Source organism: Enterocloster bolteae (assembly GCF_002234575.2).
GTDB classification, from domain to species: Bacteria; Bacillota; Clostridia; order Lachnospirales; family Lachnospiraceae; genus Enterocloster; species Enterocloster bolteae.
The window spans coordinates 2,722,832-2,744,223 of record NZ_CP022464.2 but is presented as its reverse complement, the minus strand read 5'-3'; the positions used below and the strand labels follow the sequence as shown (position 1 = coordinate 2,744,223).

General features: G+C 51.9%; 16 protein-coding genes. 4 read left to right on the top strand and 12 right to left on the bottom strand.

Going from position 1 to position 21,392, the window contains the following annotated elements; all coding sequences use genetic code 11:
- Window positions 1-165 precede the first annotated feature (165 nt).
- From CGC65_RS12785 to CGC65_RS12775, 3 genes are all read right to left on the bottom strand, one after another.
- Window positions 166-1,485, bottom strand: coding sequence for an aspartate kinase (locus CGC65_RS12785; RefSeq protein ID WP_002567271.1), 1,320 nt, complete (start codon window positions 1,483-1,485; stop codon window positions 166-168).
- 215 nt (window positions 1,486-1,700) lie between these two features.
- Window positions 1,701-3,785 carry a sodium-translocating pyrophosphatase gene (locus tag CGC65_RS12780; protein ID WP_002567270.1) on the bottom strand — a complete coding sequence of 695 codons (2,085 nt, stop codon included), beginning with the start codon at window positions 3,783-3,785 and terminating at the stop codon, window positions 1,701-1,703.
- Between the two features lie 213 nt (window positions 3,786-3,998).
- The gene (locus CGC65_RS12775; RefSeq protein ID WP_002567269.1) at window positions 3,999-4,589 is read right to left on the bottom strand and encodes a hypothetical protein; all 591 of its coding nucleotides are present in this window, start codon (window positions 4,587-4,589) and stop codon (window positions 3,999-4,001) included.
- A 227-nt stretch (window positions 4,590-4,816) separates the two neighbouring features.
- Here CGC65_RS12775 and CGC65_RS12770 point away from each other — a divergent pair, with 227 nt between their 5' ends.
- Entirely contained in the window at window positions 4,817-5,329 is a 513-nt protein-coding gene (locus CGC65_RS12770) for a GNAT family N-acetyltransferase (protein WP_002567268.1), read from the top strand.
- Between the two features lie 544 nt (window positions 5,330-5,873).
- On the opposite strand, the gene CGC65_RS12765 is transcribed toward CGC65_RS12770, so the two are convergent.
- The gene (locus tag CGC65_RS12765) at window positions 5,874-9,650 is read right to left on the bottom strand and encodes a phosphoribosylformylglycinamidine synthase (protein WP_002567266.1); all 3,777 of its coding nucleotides are present in this window, start codon (window positions 9,648-9,650) and stop codon (window positions 5,874-5,876) included.
- A 250-nt stretch (window positions 9,651-9,900) separates the two neighbouring features.
- Between CGC65_RS12765 and CGC65_RS12760 the strand changes: the two genes are divergently transcribed.
- Window positions 9,901-11,379, top strand: coding sequence for a DUF1846 domain-containing protein (locus CGC65_RS12760; protein ID WP_002567265.1), 1,479 nt, complete (start codon window positions 9,901-9,903; stop codon window positions 11,377-11,379).
- Between the two features lie 153 nt (window positions 11,380-11,532).
- Here the strand turns inward: CGC65_RS12760 and CGC65_RS12755 are convergent, their stop codons facing one another.
- From CGC65_RS12755 to CGC65_RS12745, 3 genes are all read right to left on the bottom strand, one after another.
- Complete coding sequence (locus CGC65_RS12755; RefSeq protein ID WP_002567264.1) at window positions 11,533-12,780, bottom strand: 6-phosphofructokinase; 1,248 nt, start codon at window positions 12,778-12,780, stop codon at window positions 11,533-11,535.
- A 115-nt stretch (window positions 12,781-12,895) separates the two neighbouring features.
- Entirely contained in the window at window positions 12,896-13,498 is a 603-nt protein-coding gene (locus CGC65_RS12750; RefSeq protein WP_002567263.1) for a histidine phosphatase family protein, read from the bottom strand.
- A 28-nt stretch (window positions 13,499-13,526) separates the two neighbouring features.
- Entirely contained in the window at window positions 13,527-14,123 is a 597-nt protein-coding gene (locus tag CGC65_RS12745; protein WP_002567262.1) for a sigma-70 domain-containing protein, read from the bottom strand.
- Between the two features lie 152 nt (window positions 14,124-14,275).
- Here CGC65_RS12745 and CGC65_RS12740 point away from each other — a divergent pair, with 152 nt between their 5' ends.
- Window positions 14,276-15,151: a LysR family transcriptional regulator gene (locus CGC65_RS12740; RefSeq protein WP_002567261.1), complete on the top strand. Its 876-nt coding sequence runs from the start codon at window positions 14,276-14,278 to the stop codon at window positions 15,149-15,151.
- Between the two features lie 45 nt (window positions 15,152-15,196).
- On the opposite strand, the gene CGC65_RS12735 is transcribed toward CGC65_RS12740, so the two are convergent.
- The 5 genes from CGC65_RS12735 to CGC65_RS12715 all read right to left on the bottom strand — a co-directional run bounded on the left by CGC65_RS12735 (window position 15,197) and on the right by CGC65_RS12715 (window position 20,649).
- Window positions 15,197-17,614, bottom strand: coding sequence for an ATP-dependent DNA helicase (locus CGC65_RS12735; RefSeq protein WP_002567260.1), 2,418 nt, complete (start codon window positions 17,612-17,614; stop codon window positions 15,197-15,199).
- Between the two features lie 109 nt (window positions 17,615-17,723).
- Entirely contained in the window at window positions 17,724-17,969 is a 246-nt protein-coding gene (locus tag CGC65_RS12730) for an HPr family phosphocarrier protein (protein ID WP_002567259.1), read from the bottom strand.
- A 325-nt stretch (window positions 17,970-18,294) separates the two neighbouring features.
- A complete protein-coding gene (locus CGC65_RS12725) occupies window positions 18,295-19,533 on the bottom strand; it encodes a 6-phosphofructokinase (protein ID WP_002567258.1) in 1,239 nt (412 codons plus the stop codon).
- 42 nt (window positions 19,534-19,575) lie between these two features.
- A complete protein-coding gene (locus tag CGC65_RS12720) occupies window positions 19,576-19,980 on the bottom strand; it encodes a PH domain-containing protein (RefSeq protein ID WP_002567257.1) in 405 nt (134 codons plus the stop codon).
- A 234-nt stretch (window positions 19,981-20,214) separates the two neighbouring features.
- Window positions 20,215-20,649 (bottom strand): NUMOD1 domain-containing DNA-binding protein, encoded by a 435-nt coding sequence (locus CGC65_RS12715; protein ID WP_002567256.1) that lies wholly within the window; start codon window positions 20,647-20,649, stop codon window positions 20,215-20,217.
- A 291-nt stretch (window positions 20,650-20,940) separates the two neighbouring features.
- Between CGC65_RS12715 and CGC65_RS12710 the strand changes: the two genes are divergently transcribed.
- Complete coding sequence (locus CGC65_RS12710) at window positions 20,941-21,363, top strand: bacteriohemerythrin (protein WP_002567255.1); 423 nt, start codon at window positions 20,941-20,943, stop codon at window positions 21,361-21,363.
- Window positions 21,364-21,392: the final 29 nt, after the last annotated feature.

Here is a 21,392-nt window from a genome sequence, read left to right as displayed (position 1 = left end):
GTATATCACACTTTCAACTATAATAAAATGAAAAATTGGGCAGGGGCAGCCGGGACAGGGGGCAGCCCTGGCAGAAGCGGCATGCTCCGGCTCACCTCAGAAAAAGCCCCGCAGGGCTATCATACCCCGCGAAGCTTCCTGTGTACTATGCCATAAGCAGACTGCCTACAGTTCCGTGATCACGAATATATCATAGATGGCCCTGATTGCCGTCTCAAAATCATCGTTCTCCACACCGATGATGATGTTCCACTCACTGGATCCCTGATCGATCATCTTCACATTGACCCTTGCATGGGCCAGGGCGGAAAAGATGCGGCCGGCTGTTCCTCTGGTGGAGCGCATGCCCCGTCCCACCACTGCAATCAGTGCCAGGTCCGACTCCAGTTCCACGGTGTCCGGCTCCACAGCCCTGTGGATTCCGGCTATGACAGACTGCTCAAACTCCTCAAATTCCGACTGGTGCACGTAGACAGTCATGGTATCAATGCCTGAGGGCATGTGCTCAAAGGAGATGCCGTACTGTTCAAACACGCTGAGCACCTTTCTCCCAAACCCAACCTCGGCATTCATCATGGCCTTCTCTATGTTGATGGAGCAGAATCCCTTCTTGCCGGCAATTCCGGTGATGGTGTAACGCGGCTTGCGGCAGGTGCTCTCCACAATAAGAGTGCCCTTGTCCTCAGGACGATTGGTGTTCCTGATATTGATGGGAATGCCCTCCTTGCGCACCGGGAAAATGGCATCCTCATGAAGGACGCTGGCTCCCATGTAGGAAAGCTCCCTCAGTTCCTTGTATGTAATGGTCTCGATAACTTCCGGATTCTCCACGATTCTGGGGTCTGTCACCAGAACGCCGGACACATCCGTCCAGTTCTCGTACATATCCGCGTGGATGGCCTTGGCCACGATAGAGCCCGTGACATCGGAACCGCCTCTGGAAAATGTTTTGATGGTTCCATCCGGCTTGGAACCGTAAAAACCAGGGATAACAGCCTTCTCCACATGCTCCAGACGCTCGGACAGCTCCCGGTTGGTGTGCTCGGACTCAAAATTTCCGTTTTCATCAAAGAAAATGACCTCCGCCGCATCCACAAACTCAAATCCCAGGAAGTTGGCTGCCACGATGCCGTTTAGGTATTCCCCGCGGGAAGCAGCGTAATCCCGTCCTGCCTTTGCCAGAAAATTCTCCTCTATCCTGTCAAATTCGTGGTCCAGGTTCAGGTTCAAATCCAGGCCGTCGATGATATCCATATATCTGCTCTTAATCTTTTCCAGGATTTTCTTATAGGACCTTCCTTCTGCCACTGCGTCGTAACAGGCATAGAGCAGGTCTGTCACCTTCTCATCCTTGTCGCTTCGCCTGCCTGGTGCGGAAGGGACCACGTATCTTCTGGACTTATCAGATTTAATGATATCTGCTACTTTCTTGAACTGTCTTGCACTGGCCAATGAACTTCCGCCGAACTTCACCACTTTTTTCATCTTGTCTGTCTCCCTTGTTTCTTTCTATGCGCCGGATATGGAGCGTATTTCATAAAATAAATGCCACTTTATATGTATAGCGTTACAAGTGCAAATAATACCTTACTTTGTTATGTATGTCAATACTTTTAAAGGAAAAAATTTGCGTACAGGAGACATTTGTTTTTCTATGGCGGACTTTTTCTCATAGAATGTCCATGCGCCGTCTCACGGTTTTACAGTAGATGCACTGCCACAATAAGCCCGGCAAACACAATGGATACCATACTGGTCAGCTTTATGAGGATGTTGATGGACGGACCCGAGGTGTCCTTAAACGGGTCTCCTACGGTATCGCCTATGACAGCCGCCTTGTGTTCCTCACTGCCCTTTCCTCCCAGCTGCCCGCTCTCTATGTATTTTTTTGCGTTATCCCAGGCTCCTCCGGCATTTGCCATCATAACAGCCAGCACAAACCCTGTAACCGTATTGCCTGCCAGCAGTCCGGATACACCCTCCGGCCCCAGAAGAAGCCCCACCGCCACAGGTATGATGACCGCCACCATGGCCGGGGCAACCATCAGCCTCTGGGCCGAAATGGTACACATATCCACGCAGGCCCCATAGTCCGGCTCTGCCTTTCCCTCCATCAGTCCCTTTATTTCCCTGAACTGCCTGCGCACCTCCACCACTATGGACTGGGCCGCCTCGCCCACCGCCTCCATGGTAAGGGCCGCAAACAGGAACGGCAGCATGCCTCCGATAAAAAGGCCAATGAGCACCGTGGGATTGGTGATGGACAGGTCCATGCTCAGGGACGGGTCAATCTGCTTCACCTTATCAATATAGGACGCTATCAGGGCCAGGGCCGTAAGCGCGGCGGAACCAATGGCAAATCCCTTGCCTGTGGCAGCCGTGGTGTTGCCCAGGGAATCCAGTGCATCGGTTCTCTGACGCACCTCCTCCGGCATGTGCGTCATCTCTGCAATACCGCCCGCATTATCGGCAACCGGTCCGTAAGCATCGGTTGCCAGGGTAATGCCCAGGGTGGACAGCATGCCCACTGCGGACACGCCCACACCGTAAAGCCCTGCATTGAAATCAGCACTGCCGCCTGAGCAGTAATAGCTAATCAGGACCGATACGCCCACAATAACCACAGGAGCCACCGTGGACAGCATGCCCAGGGAAAGACCGCTGATGATGACTGTGGCCCCTCCTGTCCGGCTGGACGCTGCCAGCTTTCTGGTGGGATTATACGTATCAGACGTATAGTATTCCGTGACAGCTCCAATCAGCACACCGGCGGCCAGCCCCGATAGTATGGCCGCATAGATACCCATGTGGTCCGGAAGCAGAATACGGATGGCTGCATAGGCCGCCGCCACCACCAGCGCCGCGCTGATGTAAGTTCCCGTCCTCAGAGCCTTTAAAAGATTCTTCTGTGACGCGTCCTCCTCTGTCTTTACAAAAAAGGTTCCCAGGATAGACGCCAGCACTCCCAGAGCAGCCAGCATCATGGGAACAGCCACGCCCTTTCCCCCGTATCCGGCGGCCACGGCCAGCGCGGCAGTGGATACGATGGAGCCCACATAGGACTCGTACAGATCAGCGCCCATACCAGCCACATCGCCCACATTATCACCCACATTGTCAGCGATGACAGCCGGGTTTCTCGGGTCATCCTCAGGGATTCCGGCCTCCACCTTACCCACCAGGTCGGCGCCCACATCAGCCGCCTTGGTAAAGATGCCGCCGCCCACCCTGGCAAACAGGGCCATGCTGGAAGCGCCCATGCCAAAGGTCAGCATGTTGGCCGTAATCTGGGCAATCCGCTGGCTATCAGGAAGCGCGCCAAAAGCCATGTTCAATATGAAATACCACACAGTCAAATCCAGAAGGCCCAAGCCCACCACGGTAAACCCCATAACAGAGCCCGCCGAGAATGCCACCCTCAGTCCCTTGTTCAAGTTCCGGGACGCTCCCTGGGCGGTCCGGCAGTTGGCCATGGTGGCTGTCCGCATGCCGATAAATCCGGACAGACCCGAGAAAAAACCGCCTGTCAGGAATGCAAAGGGCGTAAAAAAACTCAAAAAGCCGCAGAATGCCATCACTAGCAGGATGACAAACACGGCTGCAAAGAAAATTCCCACACCTTTGTATTGACGTCTCAGATACGCATTGGCGCCCTTTTGTACGGCTCCGGATATGCGGAGCATCTCCGGGTTCCCTCCAGGCTCTCTCCTGACCCGCACAAACATGAAGGCTGCGAACACCAGCGCCATCAGCGAACCTGCTCCTACAAAATACATAGCAACCATTACATTCCCTCCTTCTCATAAGCAGCCAGACGCCCGTAGTCAGGCACTTACCGCTTATTCCAGAAAATTCACACAACATTTCCCCTCAAGTATATATCGCTACATGTCTTTTTACAATATATATATAAATTTTCTTTACAAATCAAAGGAAGGGGTCGAAATGATAAACGGGCAGTTGCAGGCATCGCAAAGCAAAGGTCAGTTAAGAAGGCGTTATGCCTCGTATAATTTCATCTCCTCGCTGACGGCGGCCTCACAGGAGCGCATAGCCTGGATAGTCTTATCCATAAGCTCCTCCAGGGTCCAGCCCAGTTCCTCGGCCCCTTCCCTGATTACATCCCTGGAACATCCTGCCGCAAAGCGTTTGTCCTTAAACTTCTTCTTAAGGCTGGACACCTCCATGTCCATTACGCTCCCGGACGGACGCATCCTGGCCGCAGCCCCAATCAGACCCGTAAGCTCGTCCGACGCAAACAGAATTTTTTCCATCTGGTGCTCCGGCTTCACATCTGAGACAAGACCGTACCCATGGCTGCACACGGCATGAATCAGCTCATCCTCCGCTCCTGCTTCCTTCAGAAGCTCCGGAGCCTTAACGCAGTGCTGCTCCGGGTACATCTCAAAGTCAATGTCGTGCAGCAGGCCGGCGGTTCCCCAGAAATCCGTCTCCTCCCCATATCCCTGGTCCTGGGCAAACCAACGCATCACTCCTTCCACGGTAAGGGCGTGGAGGATGTGGAATGGCTCCCTGTTATATTTTTTCAGGGCCTCCAAGGCCCTCTCCCTTGTCAATGCAGTGTTCATCTTACTTAAGCTCCTTTCCTCTGTGCGAAATCATATGATATCACAATTATAATCAGCCGTCCGGCAAAATGCAATACCATCCTGCCCCGGAACATCCACAGGAAAAGTACGCTTCATTCCCCTGCTTTTATTGACGCAGAGGGCCGGCAACTGTATACTGGATATGACTGTATCAATGCGCCGGCAGCAAGTTTTAGAACGCTTCATCTTATAACAGGAGGACTTTTATGACATATCGTTTTGCAGACACAGAAGACCTGGACCAGCTTGTAGCCATGTCGGACCAGGCCAAGGAATCATTTAAAGCAAGGAATATCGATCAATGGCAGAAGGGGGAGCCCAACCGCCAGGTGATGGAGGCTTCCATTCTTCAGTCCCAGCTCCATGTTCTTGAGGACATGGGCCAGGTGGTCGGGATGATTACCATTGTCCCCGGGCCGGAAGCCAGCTATGCCTCCATAGACGGGGCCTGGCTGAACCAGGAGCCCTACTTTGCATTCCACCGGGTATGTGTGAAGGACTCCCTGAAAGGCCGGGGCCTGGCTGCCCGGCTGTTTTCAGAGGCAGAACAGTATGTCCTCCAATCAGGCATCCGCAATATCCGCATTGACACCCATCCTGACAATCAGGCCATGCAGCGCGCCCTGGCTAAAAGCGGCTACATCCGCTGCGGCACCCTGATTCTCACAGAAGGAAGCGAAGCAGGGGATTTGAGGGTTGGGTATCAGAAGAGGATTTAAGGGATGCAGAAGGGGGAAGGGGCATCCGTCCGTGAACGGGATGGGGGCGGGGGAGGCGGAGGCCGGCTGCGGAGCGGGAATCACTAAGGCCGCGGAAAACGGCTTTAAGCAAGATTCAGGCGACCCAACTCGCGCTATAGGCTCAGCCTGGAATCCATTTCCCAGGCTCAGACAAGGGTACGCCTGAATCTTAAAGCCGTTTCCCGCATCCCAAGTGATACCAACGCTCCTGTAGATGCCTCCGCCTCCCCCGCCCCCATCCCGCTCACCCACAACGTATCTTCGCATCTGCATCATTTATATCCTACTCATAAAAAAGAAAAATGGCATGCCGAATCTACCGGCATACCAATCAATATACAAGGCCGCATTATCTTGATTTCATCTTGAAATGCGGCCTTTGCTGGAGCATCTGTGCAATTGTCAATCCCAGCCAGACAATATTTCTCCGAATCTCCGAAATATCAATAGCCAGAGATTTTTTTCTATCCCTGGCGTGGAAAGGACAGCGGACGCGACTGCCTATACACGTCCGCGTAACCATCTACAACCCAAAATACCTCACTCCAGACTCAAATATCTTCATATCCTGCTCTCCGTAAATATTCATGGCAACTGCCTCGCCTCGGCGCTCGGAATGGGCCATTTTGCCCAGAATCCTTCCATCGGGGCTGGTGATGCCCTCGATGGCCATATAAGAGCCATTGGGATTCCAGTACTCGTCCATGGTGCATCTGCCCTGGTCGTCCACATACTGGGTTGCCACCTGTCCATTGGCAAAGAGCCTGTGAAGCCATGATTCATTGGCAACGAAACGGCCCTCTCCGTGGGATGCCGGATTGCAGTATACGCTGCCCAGTCCGGCCCCGGCCAGCCATGGGGATTTATCGGATACCACCTTGGTATATACCATCTTGGAGACATGGCGGCCAATGGTATTCATGGCAAGGGTAGGTGACTCCGGTCCCTGCTCCTTGATTTCACCCTCCGGCAGGAGGCCCAGCTTAATCAGGGCCTGGAAGCCGTTGCAGATGCCCAGCATCAGTCCGTCTCTCTCGCCCAGAAGCTTCTCAATTTCTTCCTTCATCACTGCATTGCGGAATACAGTGGCAAAGAACTTGGCAGAGCCCTCCGGCTCATCGCCTGCTGAGAATCCGCCCGGGAACATGACGATCTGGGCCTTTGCAATCTCTCTTCTGTATTCGTCCACAGACTGGCGGATATCTTCGGCGCTCATGTTGCGCAGCACCCTGGTAACCACCTTTGCTCCCGACCGCTCAAAGGCCCTGGCGCTGTCATACTCGCAGTTGGTTCCCGGGAATACCGGAATAAATACGGTTGGCTGTCCGATTTTATGGTCGCACACATACACTGCGCCGCTGTGATACAGCTTCTCTTCCAGCGCAGCCGCTTCTCCTCTTGCCTCCCTGCCTGCGGCAGTTGGGAACACGTCCTCCAGGGGAGTCATCCACGCGTCTAATGCCTCTTCCATGGAAATGGTCACGTTTCCGTACTCAAATGCACCTCTGTCGGTCACCTCACCGATGACGGTATAGGATATGGACAGCTGTCCCACCATTCCATCCGGCACCTCGCACACAATGTCGCCCCATGCAGCGGCAAAGAAATCCCTTGGGTCCACATTGTGCTCAATCTTCACACCCAGCTTATTGCCGAATGCCATCTTGCTCACTGCCTCTGCAAGGCCATTGCCCTCCACCGCATAGGCGGATATAATACGGCCTGCCTTTATATCTTCAAATATCTTTCCATACCCGTCCATAACCTGGCTGTAGTCCGGCAGGTCATATTGATTCTTTGCAATCCGGAACACAACAATCTTACTGCCCGGACGCTTGAACTCAGGGGTAATCACATTCTTATGGCTGTTCACATCCACGGCAAAGGAAACCAGGGTCGGCGGAACATTGATTTCACCGTCCTCCGTGTCAAAGGTGCCTGACATGCTGTCCTTTCCTCCGATGGAGGGCAGGCCAAAGCCCAGCTGTGCGCTGTAGGCGCCCAGAAGTGCGGAGAAGGGCTGGCTCCACCTGGATGGGTTCTCGTTCATCCTTCGGAAATACTCCTGGAAGGTGAAACGAATCCTGCTGTAATCGCCGCCGGCCGCCACGATCTTTGCAACGGAGGAAACCACTGCGTACACCGCGCCGTGGTATGGGCTCCAGCTGGAAAGCCTTGGGTCAAAGCCGTAACTCATCATGGTAACAGTATCTGTATGTCCCTTCAGCACGGGAAGTTTAGCCACCATAGCCTGGGTCTCGGTCAGCTGATACCTGCCGCCGTAAGGCATGAACACGGAGCCTGCACCGATGGAGCCGTCAAAACGCTCCACCAGCCCCTTCTGGGAGCACACGTTCAGATCGGAAAGCATGCCCAGCCATTTTTCCCTGACGTCAGCCACATCTGCCTTATCAAACAGGTTGCCTGCCCGGCCTGGAACCTCCAGGGTCACGTCCGCCTCCTGATGTGCCCCATTGGTGTCCAAGAAAGCCCTGCTCAGATCCACAATGGTCTTGCCGCGCCAGTCCATCTTAAGCCTTGGCTCCTCTGTCACCACTGCCACGGTCACTGCCTCCAGGTTTTCCTCTGCAGCATACCCAAGGAACTGGTCCACATCCTTTGGATCCACCACCACTGCCATACGCTCCTGGGACTCGGAAATGGCGATCTCCGTGCCGTCCAGGCCCGCATATTTCTTGGGAACCTTGTCCAAATCAATCTTAAGGCCGGCAGCCAGCTCTCCGATGGCTACTGATACGCCGCCTGCGCCGAAGTCATTGCACTTCTTGATGATTCTGCTGACCTCAGGCCTGCGGAACATCCTCTGAATCTTGCGCTCTGTGGGCGCATTTCCCTTCTGTACCTCAGCCCCGCATACCTCGATGGAGGAAGTGGTGTGAACCTTGGAAGAACCGGTAGCGCCGCCGATTCCGTCGCGGCCCGTACGCCCGCCCAAAAGAATGATGATATCCCCCGGATCAGAGGTCTCGCGGATAACATCCTTTCTGGGAGCAGCGCCCATAACAGCGCCGATTTCCATTCTCTTTGCAACATAGCCGGGATGATAGATCTCCTTCACATAACCGGTTGCCAGACCAATCTGGTTGCCGTAGGAGGAATATCCCTGGGCTGCGCTGTTAACAATCTTTCTCTGGGGCAGCTTGCCTTTAAGCGTCTCCCCAAGAGGCCTGGTGGGGTCGGCCGCGCCGGTAACGCGCATAGCCTGGTACACATAGGTACGCCCTGACAGCGGATCGCGGATCGCTCCTCCCAGACAGGTGGCAGCGCCGCCGAAAGGCTCAATCTCTGTGGGATGGTTGTGTGTCTCATTCTTAAAATTCACCAGCCACTCTTCTGTCGCACCGTCAATCTCCACCGGAACCACGATGCTACATGCATTGATTTCATCAGAAACTTCCATGTCCTGAAGCTTTCCCTCGCTCCTCAGCTTCTTCATAGCCATAAGAGCCAGGTCCATAAGGCACACGTACTTATCGTCCCTTCCCTTATAAATCACTTCCCGGTCAGCCAGGTACTGCTTATAGGTTTCCTCCATGGGCTCTCTGTAATCGCCGTCCGTAAAGCTTACATTTTTAAGCTCTGTGGAAAAGGTGGTATGGCGGCAGTGATCCGACCAATAGGTATCCAGCACACGGATCTCCGTCACAGACGGATCCCTGTGCTCTTCCTTCTTATAATAATTCTGGATATGAAGGAAGTCCTTAAAGGTCATGGCCAGGTTCAGGGTGCCGTAAAGAGCTTTCAGCTCCTCCTCTGAAGAATCCGCAAATCCATCAAAATACAGTATATCCTCCGGAACCTCGAATTCCGTCACCAGGGTTTCCGGCTTCTCCTCATCCGCCTGACGGCTGTCCACCGGATTGATGCAGAAGCTCTTGATCGCCTCCTCCTGTTCTGCGGTCAGGGGCGCCGTAACCACATAGGTGGTGGCGGACCGGATAACCGGCTCCTCATCCTCCTTCAGAAGCTTCACGCACTGCTCTGCCGAATCCGCCCTCTGGTCAAACTGTCCCGGCAGATATTCCACGGAAAACACCAGGTCTCCCGGATTCCTGGTAAATTCTTCCTCGTAAACCAAGTCCACCGGCGGTTCTGAGAAAATGGTCACCAGCGCCTTTTTATAGGTCTCCTCTGACAAATTCTCAATATCATAGCGGATTAAAACCCGCACATTTTTCACATTATGGATGCCCAGATAATTTTCCAGTTCTTCACGAAGCTCCCCTGCCTTTACTGCATAAGCTGGCTTCTTCTCCACAAATATTCGTCTTACGCTCATTTAGCAACCTCCTGCTCTCATCATGACCTTTTCATTAATACACAACACAAAAAGGACCCTTGCCCTTTTATCTGTTCCTATCATAACACAAAAATAATAAATTAGTAAAATTAATATATTTAATCATTGATATATTCATCACTTATAAATATTCAAATAATCCCCTCAAAACTCCTTGTAGCGAAGGCCTGAAAGTTGTGCTATACTAAAAAAGTATGTGATTATAAAAAACCGGGAGATTACAGAAGAAATGAAAATCGGATTTGATAATGAAAAATACCTAACCATGCAGTCAGAACACATCAAACAGCGTATTGGGGAATTCGGAGACAAGCTGTATCTGGAATTCGGAGGAAAGCTTTTTGACGACTACCACGCCTCCAGGGTCCTGCCCGGCTTTGCACCGGACAGCAAGCTTCGTATGCTCCTTCAAATGGCTGACCAGGCCGAAATCCTCATTGCCATCAATGCGGCTGACATTGAAAAGAACAAGGTCCGCCACGACCTGGGCATCACTTACGACGAGGATGTACTCCGCCTGATACAGGAGTTCCGTGACAAGGGCCTCTATGTGGGAAGCGTTGTCATCACCCAGTACAGCGGCCAGAGCGGCGCCGACCAGTTCAAAACCAAGCTGGAGCACCGTGACATCAAAGTATACCGCCATTACTGTATCGAAGGCTACCCCAGCAATGTGCCCCTCATTGTCAGCGACGAAGGCTACGGCAAGAACGATTACATTGAGACCACCCGCCCCCTGGTAATCATCACGGCTCCGGGTCCGGGCAGCGGCAAGATGGCCACCTGTCTCTCCCAGCTGTACCATGAGAACAAACGCGGCATCAAGGCCGGCTACGCCAAATTTGAGACTTTCCCCATCTGGAATCTTCCTTTAAAGCATCCGGTAAACCTAGCCTACGAGGCAGCCACCGCTGATTTAAACGATGTGAATATGATAGACCCCTACCACCTGGAAGCCTACGGCATAACCACGGTGAACTACAACCGGGATGTGGACATTTTCCCTGTATTAAACGCCATCTTTGAAGGCATATACGGAGAAAGCCCCTACAAATCTCCCACAGACATGGGTGTGAACATGGCCGGCTTCTGCATCATGGACGACGAAGCCTGCTGCGAAGCATCCAAACAGGAAATCATTCGCCGCTACTACCATGCCCTCAACCGTCTGGCCAAGGAGGAAGGGACTTCCGACGAAGTTTATAAAATCAACCTTTTAATGAATAAGGCAAAAATTGACTCCACCATGCGCGCGGTGATTGCGCCCTGTCTGGAGCGGTCCAAGGTATCCGGCGGCCCGGCAGCAGCCATGGAATTAAATGACGGCACCATTGTCACAGGCAAGACCAGCAGCCTGTTGGGAGCCTCTGCCGCTCTCCTGTTAAACGCCATTAAGGTCCTGGGAGACATCCCCCACAATATACACCTTATTGCCCCATCGGCTATTGAGCCCATCCAGACCCTAAAGACCCAATACATGGGAAGCAAAAACCCCCGCCTCCACACCGACGAGGTACTCATTGCCCTGAGCATGAGCGCGGCCACGGATGAAACCGCAAAAAAAGCCCTGGCACAGCTTCCGAAACTCCGGGGCTGCCAGGTCCACACATCCGTCATGTTGTCCGACGTAGATATTAAGGTATTCAGCAAGCTGGGCGTCCAGCTAACGTCTGAGCCGGTATATGAACATAAGAAGCTATACCACTGATGATTCCGCTGCCGGCAGCCGCTCCCTATCAGCCCGGCTGCCGGCGGCCAACTCCCCAGTCCCCGGAGAGACGGGGGACGGCGCAGGCACTGCCCCCCGCCTCTTCATGAACGTACTCTTCCCCCATTCCCCTTCAGCTCAGACTTCTAATCCCTACTTTCTCTCCACATCCGTATAATACAAATGCCGTGGCAGGCCATCCGTCATAATGGGCGTCAGCTCCGCCTGAATCAATGGACGGATATAGTTCACAAATTCCTCGGTCACATAATCCCCCGCCTCATTAATCCACTCTCTGGGAACCTTTTTCTCCACGTTGGCCACCTTATGTACATCGTATATATCCGTTACACAGACGTAAGGATCGTCGGACACCCTCTTGAGAATAACCATCTTGCCGGTCTCGCCCTCAAATGCCTCCTTCACGGCAGCACCGCCTACCTGGAAGGCTTCCGTAATATCCACCCTTGACACGATATGGGAGGCGCAGCGCTGAAGGGAATTGAACTCAATGGCCCTTGTCTTGCATCCCACTTCCCGGTTGACTTTTTCTGCCAGGAACCGGGCTGTGCCGGTAAGCTGCTTATGTCCGAACGCGTCCACAAACTCAATGCCGTCTGTCAGCTCGCACACATACCGGCCGTCTGCCAGCTTCACGCCCTCGGATACAGCCACCACCACCGATGCTTTCTTCTTATGGAGCTCCTCCACCTTCTTCATAAAGGAATCCACGTCAAAGGTTACCTCGGGAAGGAACAGCATGTCCGGCCCCTCGCAGTCCTCTCCCTTTGCCAGGGCAGCAGCCCCTGTGAGCCAGCCCGCGTTCCGGCCCATGATCTCCAGGATGGTCACGTTCTGCTGGTCATATACAAGGCCGTCCCGGATAACCTCTTTTGTAATAGCGCCGATATACTTGGCCGCGCTTCCGTATCCCGGGGTATGGTCCGTGGCTGCCAGGTCATTGTCAATGGTCTTGGGCACGCCCATGAAGCGAATCTTACTGCCGTTTAACAGGGAATAGTCAGAAAGCTTCTTGATGGTGTCCATGGAATCATTGCCGCCGATATAGAAGAAGTATTCCACCTCCAGCTTGTCCAGGATGGAGAATATCTTATCATATATCTCCCGGTCGTCACATATCTCCGGCAGCTTGAAACGGCAGGAACCCAGATACGCGGAGGGCGTTCTCTTCAAAAGCTCAATATCCAGATCAGACTTGATGTGCTCCTCCAGATCCACATACCGCTCCTGCAGAAGTCCCTGTATGCCATGAAGCATGCCGTATACCTTCCTGGCTCCCCTGTCCTTGGCTGTCTTAAACACGCCGGCCAGGCTGGAATTAATCACCGCGGTGGGGCCGCCGGACTGCCCTACGATTACATTACCTCTTACCTCTGTCATAGAAATACCTCCTTTTAAATTGTAAGCGCTTACAAAACTGCTCTCATTTTAATATATTCCCCCATGGAACGCAAGTGTTTTGAACATTGTTCCCCTAAAAATTATGTCAATGTTTTCACAATAAATGGCTGCAGTCATTTAACCCTTCCAGACTGCACTGTCCGGTAACCGGGTCATACTCTATGGTGGTGATGCTGGCATTTCCCACAACAATTTCAGCTGCATCCGGCTGGCCCTCCAGAAGATGGACAATAAAATGGGCCAGCGTTCCCCCGTGGGCCACCACAGCCGTGTCCCCTTTTATCTCCCCCTTTATCCGCTCCCAGGCTTTTTTGCACCTGGCATCCACCTGGTTCAGTGTCTCTCCGCCGGGAGGCGCCACCGTGGCCGGATGCTGCCACCATTCTTCATACAGCTTTCGTTCCTTTGTCAATATATCCGAAGCAGTCCTTCCCTCCCAGTCGCCGTATCCAATCTCCACCAGCTCCGGCAGGGGTATGACCTCCACCCCCTGGTTCCCGGCAAGGGCCATTGCAGTCTCCATGGCCCGCAGCTGGGGGCTGGAGTAAATGGCTGTCACAGGCCGTTTCTCCATTCCCTTTGCCAGCATCTGAGCCTGGCTGCGGCCGGCTGCGTTTAACGGGATATCCTGCCTTCCCTGTATCCTTCCCTGTACATTCCAGTCGGTCTGTCCATGGCGTATGATATAGAGTTTCATCTGTTTTTACCTCCTGCCATCCTGCGTCCTACAGGCCTTCCTCCAAATTCCAGCCGTTTCTCACAGGATTTGGGCTTTCTTCCTCATCCTGGCCGGAAGCCGCCGCCTGGCCTTCTCCATTGACGGTCAGCGCATCCAGGGCCAGCTTCATGATGTCCCTGACCTCATCCTCACTCATCTTCATTTTAGCGGAAAGCTCCTCCAGGGTCGCCTCCCTGCCAAGCTCCTTTGCCAGCACCTGGGACACGGTCTGAAGCACATTGACCCTGGCAGCCATGGTTTCCTCAATCTGGTTCTCCGTTCTCTGCTCCTCCAGGGCCAGCTCCACGCTTTCCTTTACCCGGCGTGTCATAAGTTCATTCCAGGGTTCGCTGCCATCGTACTCTATGGCGGCCAGCATCAGGGCTGTATTGGCCTCCTGGACCAAATCTGATAAGGGAAGCTCGCTGTCCCCGTATTCCCTCACCATCTCCAGCACTTCCCCCAGGCAGCCCTCCACCAGGCGGCTGCGGGCCCCTGCGTCGCCCCTGGCTGTTCCCTCAAGGACAGAAACCATTTCATCCCTTTCAAGCGGTGTAATGCTTCTCATCTCTTCCAAATACATATCAAAAAAATCGTGTTCCATCATGCTTCTATCCTTTCAACTCTCCAGAATTTCATGTTCCTTTTATAATCCTTAATAGGATAATCCATGGCAGACCATAAGTCAAGTTTCCCTCTTTACAAAGTCCCGGCAATCGTGATAAGATATGCTTAGTTTATAAGGAGGACTTAATAATGGATATTAACTATGAACTTTATAAGGTATTTTACCATGTAGCGGTGACGCTGAGCTTTTCCGAGGCTTCCAAGCAGCTCTTTATCTCCCAGTCTGCCGTAAGCCAGTCCATTAAAGTCCTGGAGAAAAAGCTTAACCAGCCCCTGTTCATCCGAAGCACAAAAAAAGTACAGCTCACCCCGGAAGGGGAGATTCTGTTAAAACATATTGAACCTGCCATGAATCTCATAAAAAAGGGAGAGAACCAGCTGCTGGAGGCCCATACCCTAAACGGCGGACAGCTGCGTATCGGAGCCAGCGACACCATATGCCGTTACTACCTGGTCCCCTATCTGAACCGCTTCCACAAGGAATTTCCAAACATCCATATCAAGGTCATTAACCAGACCTCCATTGAATGTGCAAGGTTCCTGGAAAACGGGCAGGCCGACTTCATCATTGCAAACTATCCTAATTCCGCCCTGGCCGGCAGCATGAATACCAGGGTTATCAATGAATTCCATGATGTGTTCGTGGCCAGCCGCAGCGCATTTCCCCTGAAGGGATCTAAACTGGCCCTGGAGGAGCTGCTGCGGTATCCCATTATGATGCTGGACCGCAAGAGCACCACCAGCGAATTCCTTCATCAGGTATTCCAGAAAAGCCAGCTGGACCTGGTGCCGGAAATCGAATTGTCCAGCAACGACCTGCTCATCGACCTGGCCCGCATTGGCCTGGGAATTGCCTTTGTCCCTGACTTCTGTATCCCTAAAAATGACGAGGACCTGTTCATCCTGGATTTGAAGGAACAGCTCCCCTCCCGCCAGATGATGGTGGCCTACAACGAAAGTCTTCCCGTATCCCAGGCAGCCAGACAGTTCATGGATATGTTATAGGAAACAGCCGTCTGCCATGGTCCCCAGGGATACCGCCAAGGCCGGCTATACCGCCCCGTCCCAAAACGCCCTCACAGCCTGGTCCACGTTGTATCGGTTGACCACGGTGTAGGTCCCCCATTCCCTTGGGAACAGGGCCACGTACTCCGGGCGGAGGAACCGGTCGTCTAACAGGGCGATGATTCCCCTGTCATGGACAGTCCTTATGACCCGGCCGGCTGCCTGCATCACCTTGTTCATACCCGGATACTGGTATGCGTAGTCAAAGCCGTGTTCCCCATGTTCATCAAAATATTCCTTTAGAATCTCCTGCTCCGTGTTCACCTGGGGCAGACCGGTTCCAATAATCACAGCGCCGATAAGGCGCTCTTCTTTTAGGTCGATTCCCTCCGAAAATATCCCTCCCATGACGCATAAGGCTGCCATGGAGCAATCCCGCTCCTCCTCAAAGCTATGCAGAAATGTCTCTCTGTCCTCCTCAGTCATATGGTTTGTCTGGGCGTTCCAGATAAAAGAAAGGGCTCCCGACGCCTCCCTGGCAGCCAGAATATCCTCTATGGCATGGAGATACTGGTAGGAAGGACAGAATACCATATAATTTCCTTTTTTTCCCTCCACCACCCGGCATATATAGTCCACAATCTTCTCATACTCGGAAGGCCCCCTGCGGCTGTAACGGCTGCTGACATCACTGGCAGCCAGCACCATGCGGTTTTCCTCTGGAAAAGGAGACTTTGCATAGACAGCGTATTCCTCCTGGCTGCCGCTTAAAAGTTCCTTATAGTACTGGATGGGTAGCAGGGTGGCCGAGAAAAACAGGGTGCTGACGCCCTTGTTCAGGCACTCCTTCAGGTTCACGGCCGGGTTAATGCACAGCAGCTTTACCATAAAACTGCCGTCCGCGAGAATCTGGTCATATATCCTGTAGCTCTCGTCCAGCCTGTCATACACATACAGAAAATCCCGGACTGCAAAGTAGAACTCCAGCACCAGGTCCCGATCGGGAAATTCTATGTTTTCATTCATAAAGGTTTCCAGCTCCCCGAACATGGTCATCAGGTTCAGGGCCAGAACATTCACATCCGGCAGCAGCTCGTAGGTGCTCCCCAGCACGGTCCTGCGCTCTCCCTCATCCCCGCCGTAGGAACGCTTTAATTCCAGGAACCGCTGGTTGCACTTATCCAGCTGGGCAATGACCTTTGCCGCTCCGGGCTGTGTCTTTAAAATGCGTTTTGTCAGAAGCACATCCTCCTTTATAAGGCTGGCGCTGTACATCTCCCTGGCCCTGGGCACCAGATTATGGGCCTCATCCACCAGAAACAGGTACCCCTGGCCCGGCTCCCCCTGGTCAAAATACCGCTTCAGCTTTACATTGGGATCAAAGACATAATTGTAATCGCATATGATGCCGTCCACCCAGTTGCTGATATCCAGACAGAATTCAAAGGGACATATCTTAAATCTTTCGGCATACTCCAGCACCTTGTCCCTGGTGATGCCGTCCACCTCCTGGATGATTTCGTAGACAGCGTCATTGACCCGGTCGTAGTGGCCCTTGGCCCTGGGACATGCCTGGGGATTGCAGTCCGGCTTTTCCATGACGCAGAGCTTTTCCTTTGCTGTGATGGTAACCGTATTAAAATAGAGATTCCCCTCCCGCCTTAAAATGGAAAAGGCTTCCTCCGCCACGCTCCTGGTAATGGTCTTGGCAGTCAGGTAAAACAGCTTCTCTCCGTGGCCCTCGCCCATGGCCTTCAGACTGGGGTAGATGGTGGACAGGGTCTTTCCCACCCCGGTAGGCGCCTGGATGAACAGGTTGCGTTTTCTGGCAATGGAGCGGTACACATTCCCGGCCAGCTCCTTCTGCCCTTCCCTGTAGGGATAAGGAAAAGGCAGTTCCTTTAAGCACTCCTGGCGGCGGATCCCATGGTGGTACAGATATCTGGCCCATTTGACATACTCATGAATCAGCCCCTCAAACCATGCCTTCAGCTCCTCAAAGCTCCTGGCCTCCTTAAACCGGCGGATTTCTTCTGTCTCTATGTTACAGTAGGTAATCTGGATGCCGATGGTTTCCAGCTCATTCTGGGTGCTGTAAAACCAGCCGTAGCACAGAGCCTGTGCCAGGTGGACCGGATCCGGTTCTTCCAGCCTGGATACATCCATATAGATGCACTTAATCTCATCAATGGTGACTCCGGCAGGCTCGGTGATGATTCCGTCCGCTCTTCCCTCCACCAGGATATCAAACATGTCCTCCTGTACCTGATGCCGCAGCATCACTTCGGAACGGTAGGAGGTTCCCATACGTTTCTGAATCTTCCGGTGCAGTCTGCTGCCAGCCTGCATGGCCTCCTTCTTGGCCCCAGCTGTCCTCCGGTTGTCCAGATCCCCGCTTCTCATTACAAACTCCACCAGGTTCCGCACCGAAATGCGTATCTGGGGCTGCGAATGATTCCCCAACTCTTTCTTCCTCCCCTGTCCACTCCATATATGATATAGGATATCATACCATAAAAAGAGGCGGATTGCAAACAGGTGTTCGCAATCCGCCTCTTAATCCGCGCCCCTATCAGGCAGCGCTTGCATTGGCTTCCGGGGAAATAGTTTCCAGATACTCCTCAAATCCCTGGTTCTCACCGTTAAACTGAACGGTCAGAATCCGGGTCAGGTCCAGGCTCAGCACCCCGAGAATGGACTTTGCATCAATGGTTACACGATTATAGAATACATCAATATCAAAGTCACACTTCGTAGCTTCATCAACGAACCTCTTTGCCTCAGCCATTGTCGGTAACATGATTTTCTTTTCTTTCATAGTCAAAACTCCTTTTTTGTGACATCCCTGTCCTGTCAGGTTACAGGAAGGAACCGTCCAACAGATACCAATTGAAAGTGGTTGAAATATATATATCACTATTATATTCAATTGTCAAATTTCTTTTCATGTCTTGTACTTGAAAAAATACAAGTTTTCGTTGTGCAATTATCCCATTATTTGCCTTTTGGACTCTTTTACTTTATCAAAACTTAAGGGCAGTTCCCCATTTTTCCGGGAACCGCCCTGATTCTTTTCCGTTGCAGCAGGTATTTTTTATGTGATTTTTAACTGTTTCATAGAAAATATAAGCCCCCTCTGCCTTCTACCGCTTAAGAACAAGGTGCTGGGGAAGGCCGTTTACCATAAACGGCTGGTAGTCTCCCTGGATTAAAGGCTCCACATAATTGACAAATTCCTGGGTCACATAACTTCCATCCTTGTTGACCCAGCTTCTGGGAACTGTCTTCTCATTATTGGCAATCTTGTGTACGTCATATATGCCGGCTGCGCTCATATAGGGGTCGTCGGAAACCCGGTCAATGACCACCATCTTGCCTGTATCCCCCTCGTCCGCCGCCTTGACAGCCGCGCCTCCTACCATGAACGCCTCGTTGATATCCACCCTTGAAGCCACATGGGAAGCGCTCCTCTGCAGGGTGGACAGTTCCACGGACCTGGTCTTGCACCCCAGCTCACCTGCCAGGAAACCTGCCAGGTAATCCGCTGTCCCGGCCAGCTGCTTGTGTCCGAAGGCGTCCACGTAATCGCTGCCTCCTGACAGCTGGCATACATACCGTCCGTCCGGCACCTTGATTCCCTCGGACACAGCAATGACAATGGACGGCTTCTTCTGAATCAGATCCTTACATTTTTTAAGGAATTTATCAATGTCAAAGGGGATCTCCGGAAGATAAATCAAATCCGGTCCGCAGCAGTCCTCTGTCCTGGCCAGGGCCGTGGAGCCGGTGAGCCAGCCCGCGTTCCTTCCCATGCACTCCATAATGGTAATGGTCTTGCGGCGGTAGGATAAGCCCATGGCATCCCGGATCACTTCCTTGGTGGAGGTGGCTATGTACTTTGCCGCGCTTCCGAAACCAGGCGTATGGTCCGTAAGGGCCAGGTCATTGTCAATGGTTTTGGGAACACCCAGGAACTTCTGGCCATGTCCCTTGACAATGGCATAATCAGACAGCTTCTTGATGGTATCCATGGAATCATTGCCTCCGATATAGATAAAGACCTCAATATCCAGCTTATCCAGTATGGCAAATATTTTTTCATAAAATGCAGGATTCTCATGGATATCCGGCAGCTTATAACGGCAGGAACCCAGGAATGCAGACGGCGTCCTCTTTAGAAGCTCAATATCCATGTCTGAATGGATTTGCGTGGACAGATCCACATACATCTCATCCAGCAGACCCTCAATGCCGTGGAGCATGCCGTATACTTTGTGGAAGCCTCTCTCCTTCGCCGTCTTATAGACCCCTGCCAGGCTGGAATTAATAACCGAGGTAGGTCCCCCTGACTGTCCCACTATGATATTGCGTTTTTTCCCCATACAAAGTCCCCTTTCTTATAATAAAATAACATGGATTACATTCTAATAAGGACTGTCCTCCTCATCAAACCCATGGTCTTCATCGTCCCCGTATCCTCCGATGAATTCCCTGGACGATACCCTCTTATTATCCCTCTCCTGCTCCACCAGCCGGGACAGCTGCTCCTTCACATCCTCACAATTTCTTATATTGCTGATGTCAAAGGCCTTCATGGTCTTATCGCTGCTGTCCACATGGATGGTGCCCAATCCCACCATCCTCTGCCACAGGGTTTTCCTCAGGGACAGATCCAGTATCCGGTACAGGCGCACCTCATCTTCATGTATGTTAAGGACCCCTGTCTTAATGAACAGCCGGTCCTCTGTCAGTCCATATACAGTAAATGTCCATGGCAGCCCCAGCCAGTTCCTTTTCCGGTCACTCCAAACCAAATCGTCACGTTTCATACAGCGTCCTCCTCTGTCTTAGGGATACAACCCCTCTTATTCATTATTGTACTATAAACTCATGCAAATTTCCAGAAATATCTTGCAAATATAATCAAATTTCTGCGTTTTTTTCTTTTATTTACAGACTTTCCGAACATACCGCCATACTGTCTGCCAAAACAAAAAAACAGTCCCCACTGCACGGACTGTTTTTAATCCTGTTTCTTCTATAACTATTATAATGCAGAGGCCTTACTGCTCCTGAACCTGCATATCATCTTCCATCTTCTCTTCCCATATGTAGCCTCCTGCCGTCTTCTGGGCACCGCTGAGCGCACATGAAAGGCTTCTCCGGCTGATTTTAAGACTCCGGCTGGCATGGGCAATGGAAAGGAATTCCCCAACGATTTCTCCATCCAGATTTTTCTGGACCAGAGGACGTTTATCATGGTTGCCGATTTTACTAATCAAATCTATCTCAATACTTTCCTTTGGCGAATCCGCCAGTACTTTTCTCCAGACATAACCGCCTCCGGTCCTGCGTTCACCATGAGCAGCTCTTGCGATGGAACCAATGGAAACTCCTGTTGCCTCATGGGCAGCCCTGGAGCTTTTATAATCCGCAATATAAACACCTTCGGTAGAATATTGACGATATACATAACCTGCACTAATTGTCCGACTCATCTGTATCTTCATCCTCCCATTATCTTATGATTGCCACGCGTACATGGTCATTATATCAACTATTGACTTTTTTGTCCAGACAACTTCTTACACGTATAACCACCCCTACATTAAGTGTATTCGGAGAGTCGAAGATATAGCTGAACAGGTTTCAATCCTGATGAATTCTTCCACGAATTCAGTAATTTGTTCTTCTTGTTGCAAAAGTCATAGTATTTTCTCATTATATGTGCTAAATTATATATATCGGACATTTATTATATATATCAAACATTCAGGAGGTATTGGACTATGTACGCAGAATTTACAGACGACCTGGTAACAGGCAATGAGATGATTGATACCCAGCACAAGGAGCTGATTTGCAAGATCAATGATTTATTAAAGAGCTGTGAGGAGCGCTCCAACCAGAGCGGTGCAGCCAGGATGTTAAACTTTCTGGCAGATTATACCGAGTATCATTTTAATGAAGAGGAAGCTCTCCAGGAATCCATAAATTATCCAGGCATCAAAGAGCACAAGGAAAAGCATGAGGAGCTGAGAAGGACTGTCCAGGAGCTTCATGAGATGCTGACAGAGGAAGAAGGCCCCACAGACGCATTCGTGGAAAAGGTCTCCGAGAAAGTCAGGGACTGGCTGTACTACCACATCCAGACCTTTGACCGCTCCGTGGCGGAATTCAAATTCATGCGCGATAATGCAGAGCGTATCTGATGCCTGAAACAGCGGTCCGGACACTGTAT

What these genes read in the sequence shown, in the direction of transcription:
- CGC65_RS12730 (WP_002567259.1), bottom strand. Translation starts at nt 17,969, where the DNA reads ATGAAAGAAAAGAAAATCATGTTACCGACAATGGCTGAGGCAAAGAGG.
- CGC65_RS12715 (WP_002567256.1), bottom strand. Translation starts at nt 20,649, where the DNA reads ATGAGTCGGACAATTAGTGCAGGTTATGTATATCGTCAATATTCTACC.
- CGC65_RS12750 (WP_002567263.1), bottom strand. Translation starts at nt 13,498, where the DNA reads ATGAAACTCTATATCATACGCCATGGACAGACCGACTGGAATGTACAG.
- CGC65_RS12775 (WP_002567269.1), bottom strand. Translation starts at nt 4,589, where the DNA reads ATGAACACTGCATTGACAAGGGAGAGGGCCTTGGAGGCCCTGAAAAAA.
- CGC65_RS12760 (WP_002567265.1), top strand. Translation starts at nt 9,901, where the DNA reads ATGAAAATCGGATTTGATAATGAAAAATACCTAACCATGCAGTCAGAA.
- CGC65_RS12720 (WP_002567257.1), bottom strand. Translation starts at nt 19,980, where the DNA reads ATGAAACGTGACGATTTGGTTTGGAGTGACCGGAAAAGGAACTGGCTG.
- CGC65_RS12765 (WP_002567266.1), bottom strand. Translation starts at nt 9,650, where the DNA reads ATGAGCGTAAGACGAATATTTGTGGAGAAGAAGCCAGCTTATGCAGTA.
- CGC65_RS12740 (WP_002567261.1), top strand. Translation starts at nt 14,276, where the DNA reads ATGGATATTAACTATGAACTTTATAAGGTATTTTACCATGTAGCGGTG.
- CGC65_RS12725 (WP_002567258.1), bottom strand. Translation starts at nt 19,533, where the DNA reads ATGGGGAAAAAACGCAATATCATAGTGGGACAGTCAGGGGGACCTACC.
- CGC65_RS12710 (WP_002567255.1), top strand. Translation starts at nt 20,941, where the DNA reads ATGTACGCAGAATTTACAGACGACCTGGTAACAGGCAATGAGATGATT.
- CGC65_RS12770 (WP_002567268.1), top strand. Translation starts at nt 4,817, where the DNA reads ATGACATATCGTTTTGCAGACACAGAAGACCTGGACCAGCTTGTAGCC.
- CGC65_RS12785 (WP_002567271.1), bottom strand. Translation starts at nt 1,485, where the DNA reads ATGAAAAAAGTGGTGAAGTTCGGCGGAAGTTCATTGGCCAGTGCAAGA.
- CGC65_RS12745 (WP_002567262.1), bottom strand. Translation starts at nt 14,123, where the DNA reads ATGGAACACGATTTTTTTGATATGTATTTGGAAGAGATGAGAAGCATT.
- CGC65_RS12755 (WP_002567264.1), bottom strand. Translation starts at nt 12,780, where the DNA reads ATGACAGAGGTAAGAGGTAATGTAATCGTAGGGCAGTCCGGCGGCCCC.
- CGC65_RS12780 (WP_002567270.1), bottom strand. Translation starts at nt 3,785, where the DNA reads ATGGTTGCTATGTATTTTGTAGGAGCAGGTTCGCTGATGGCGCTGGTG.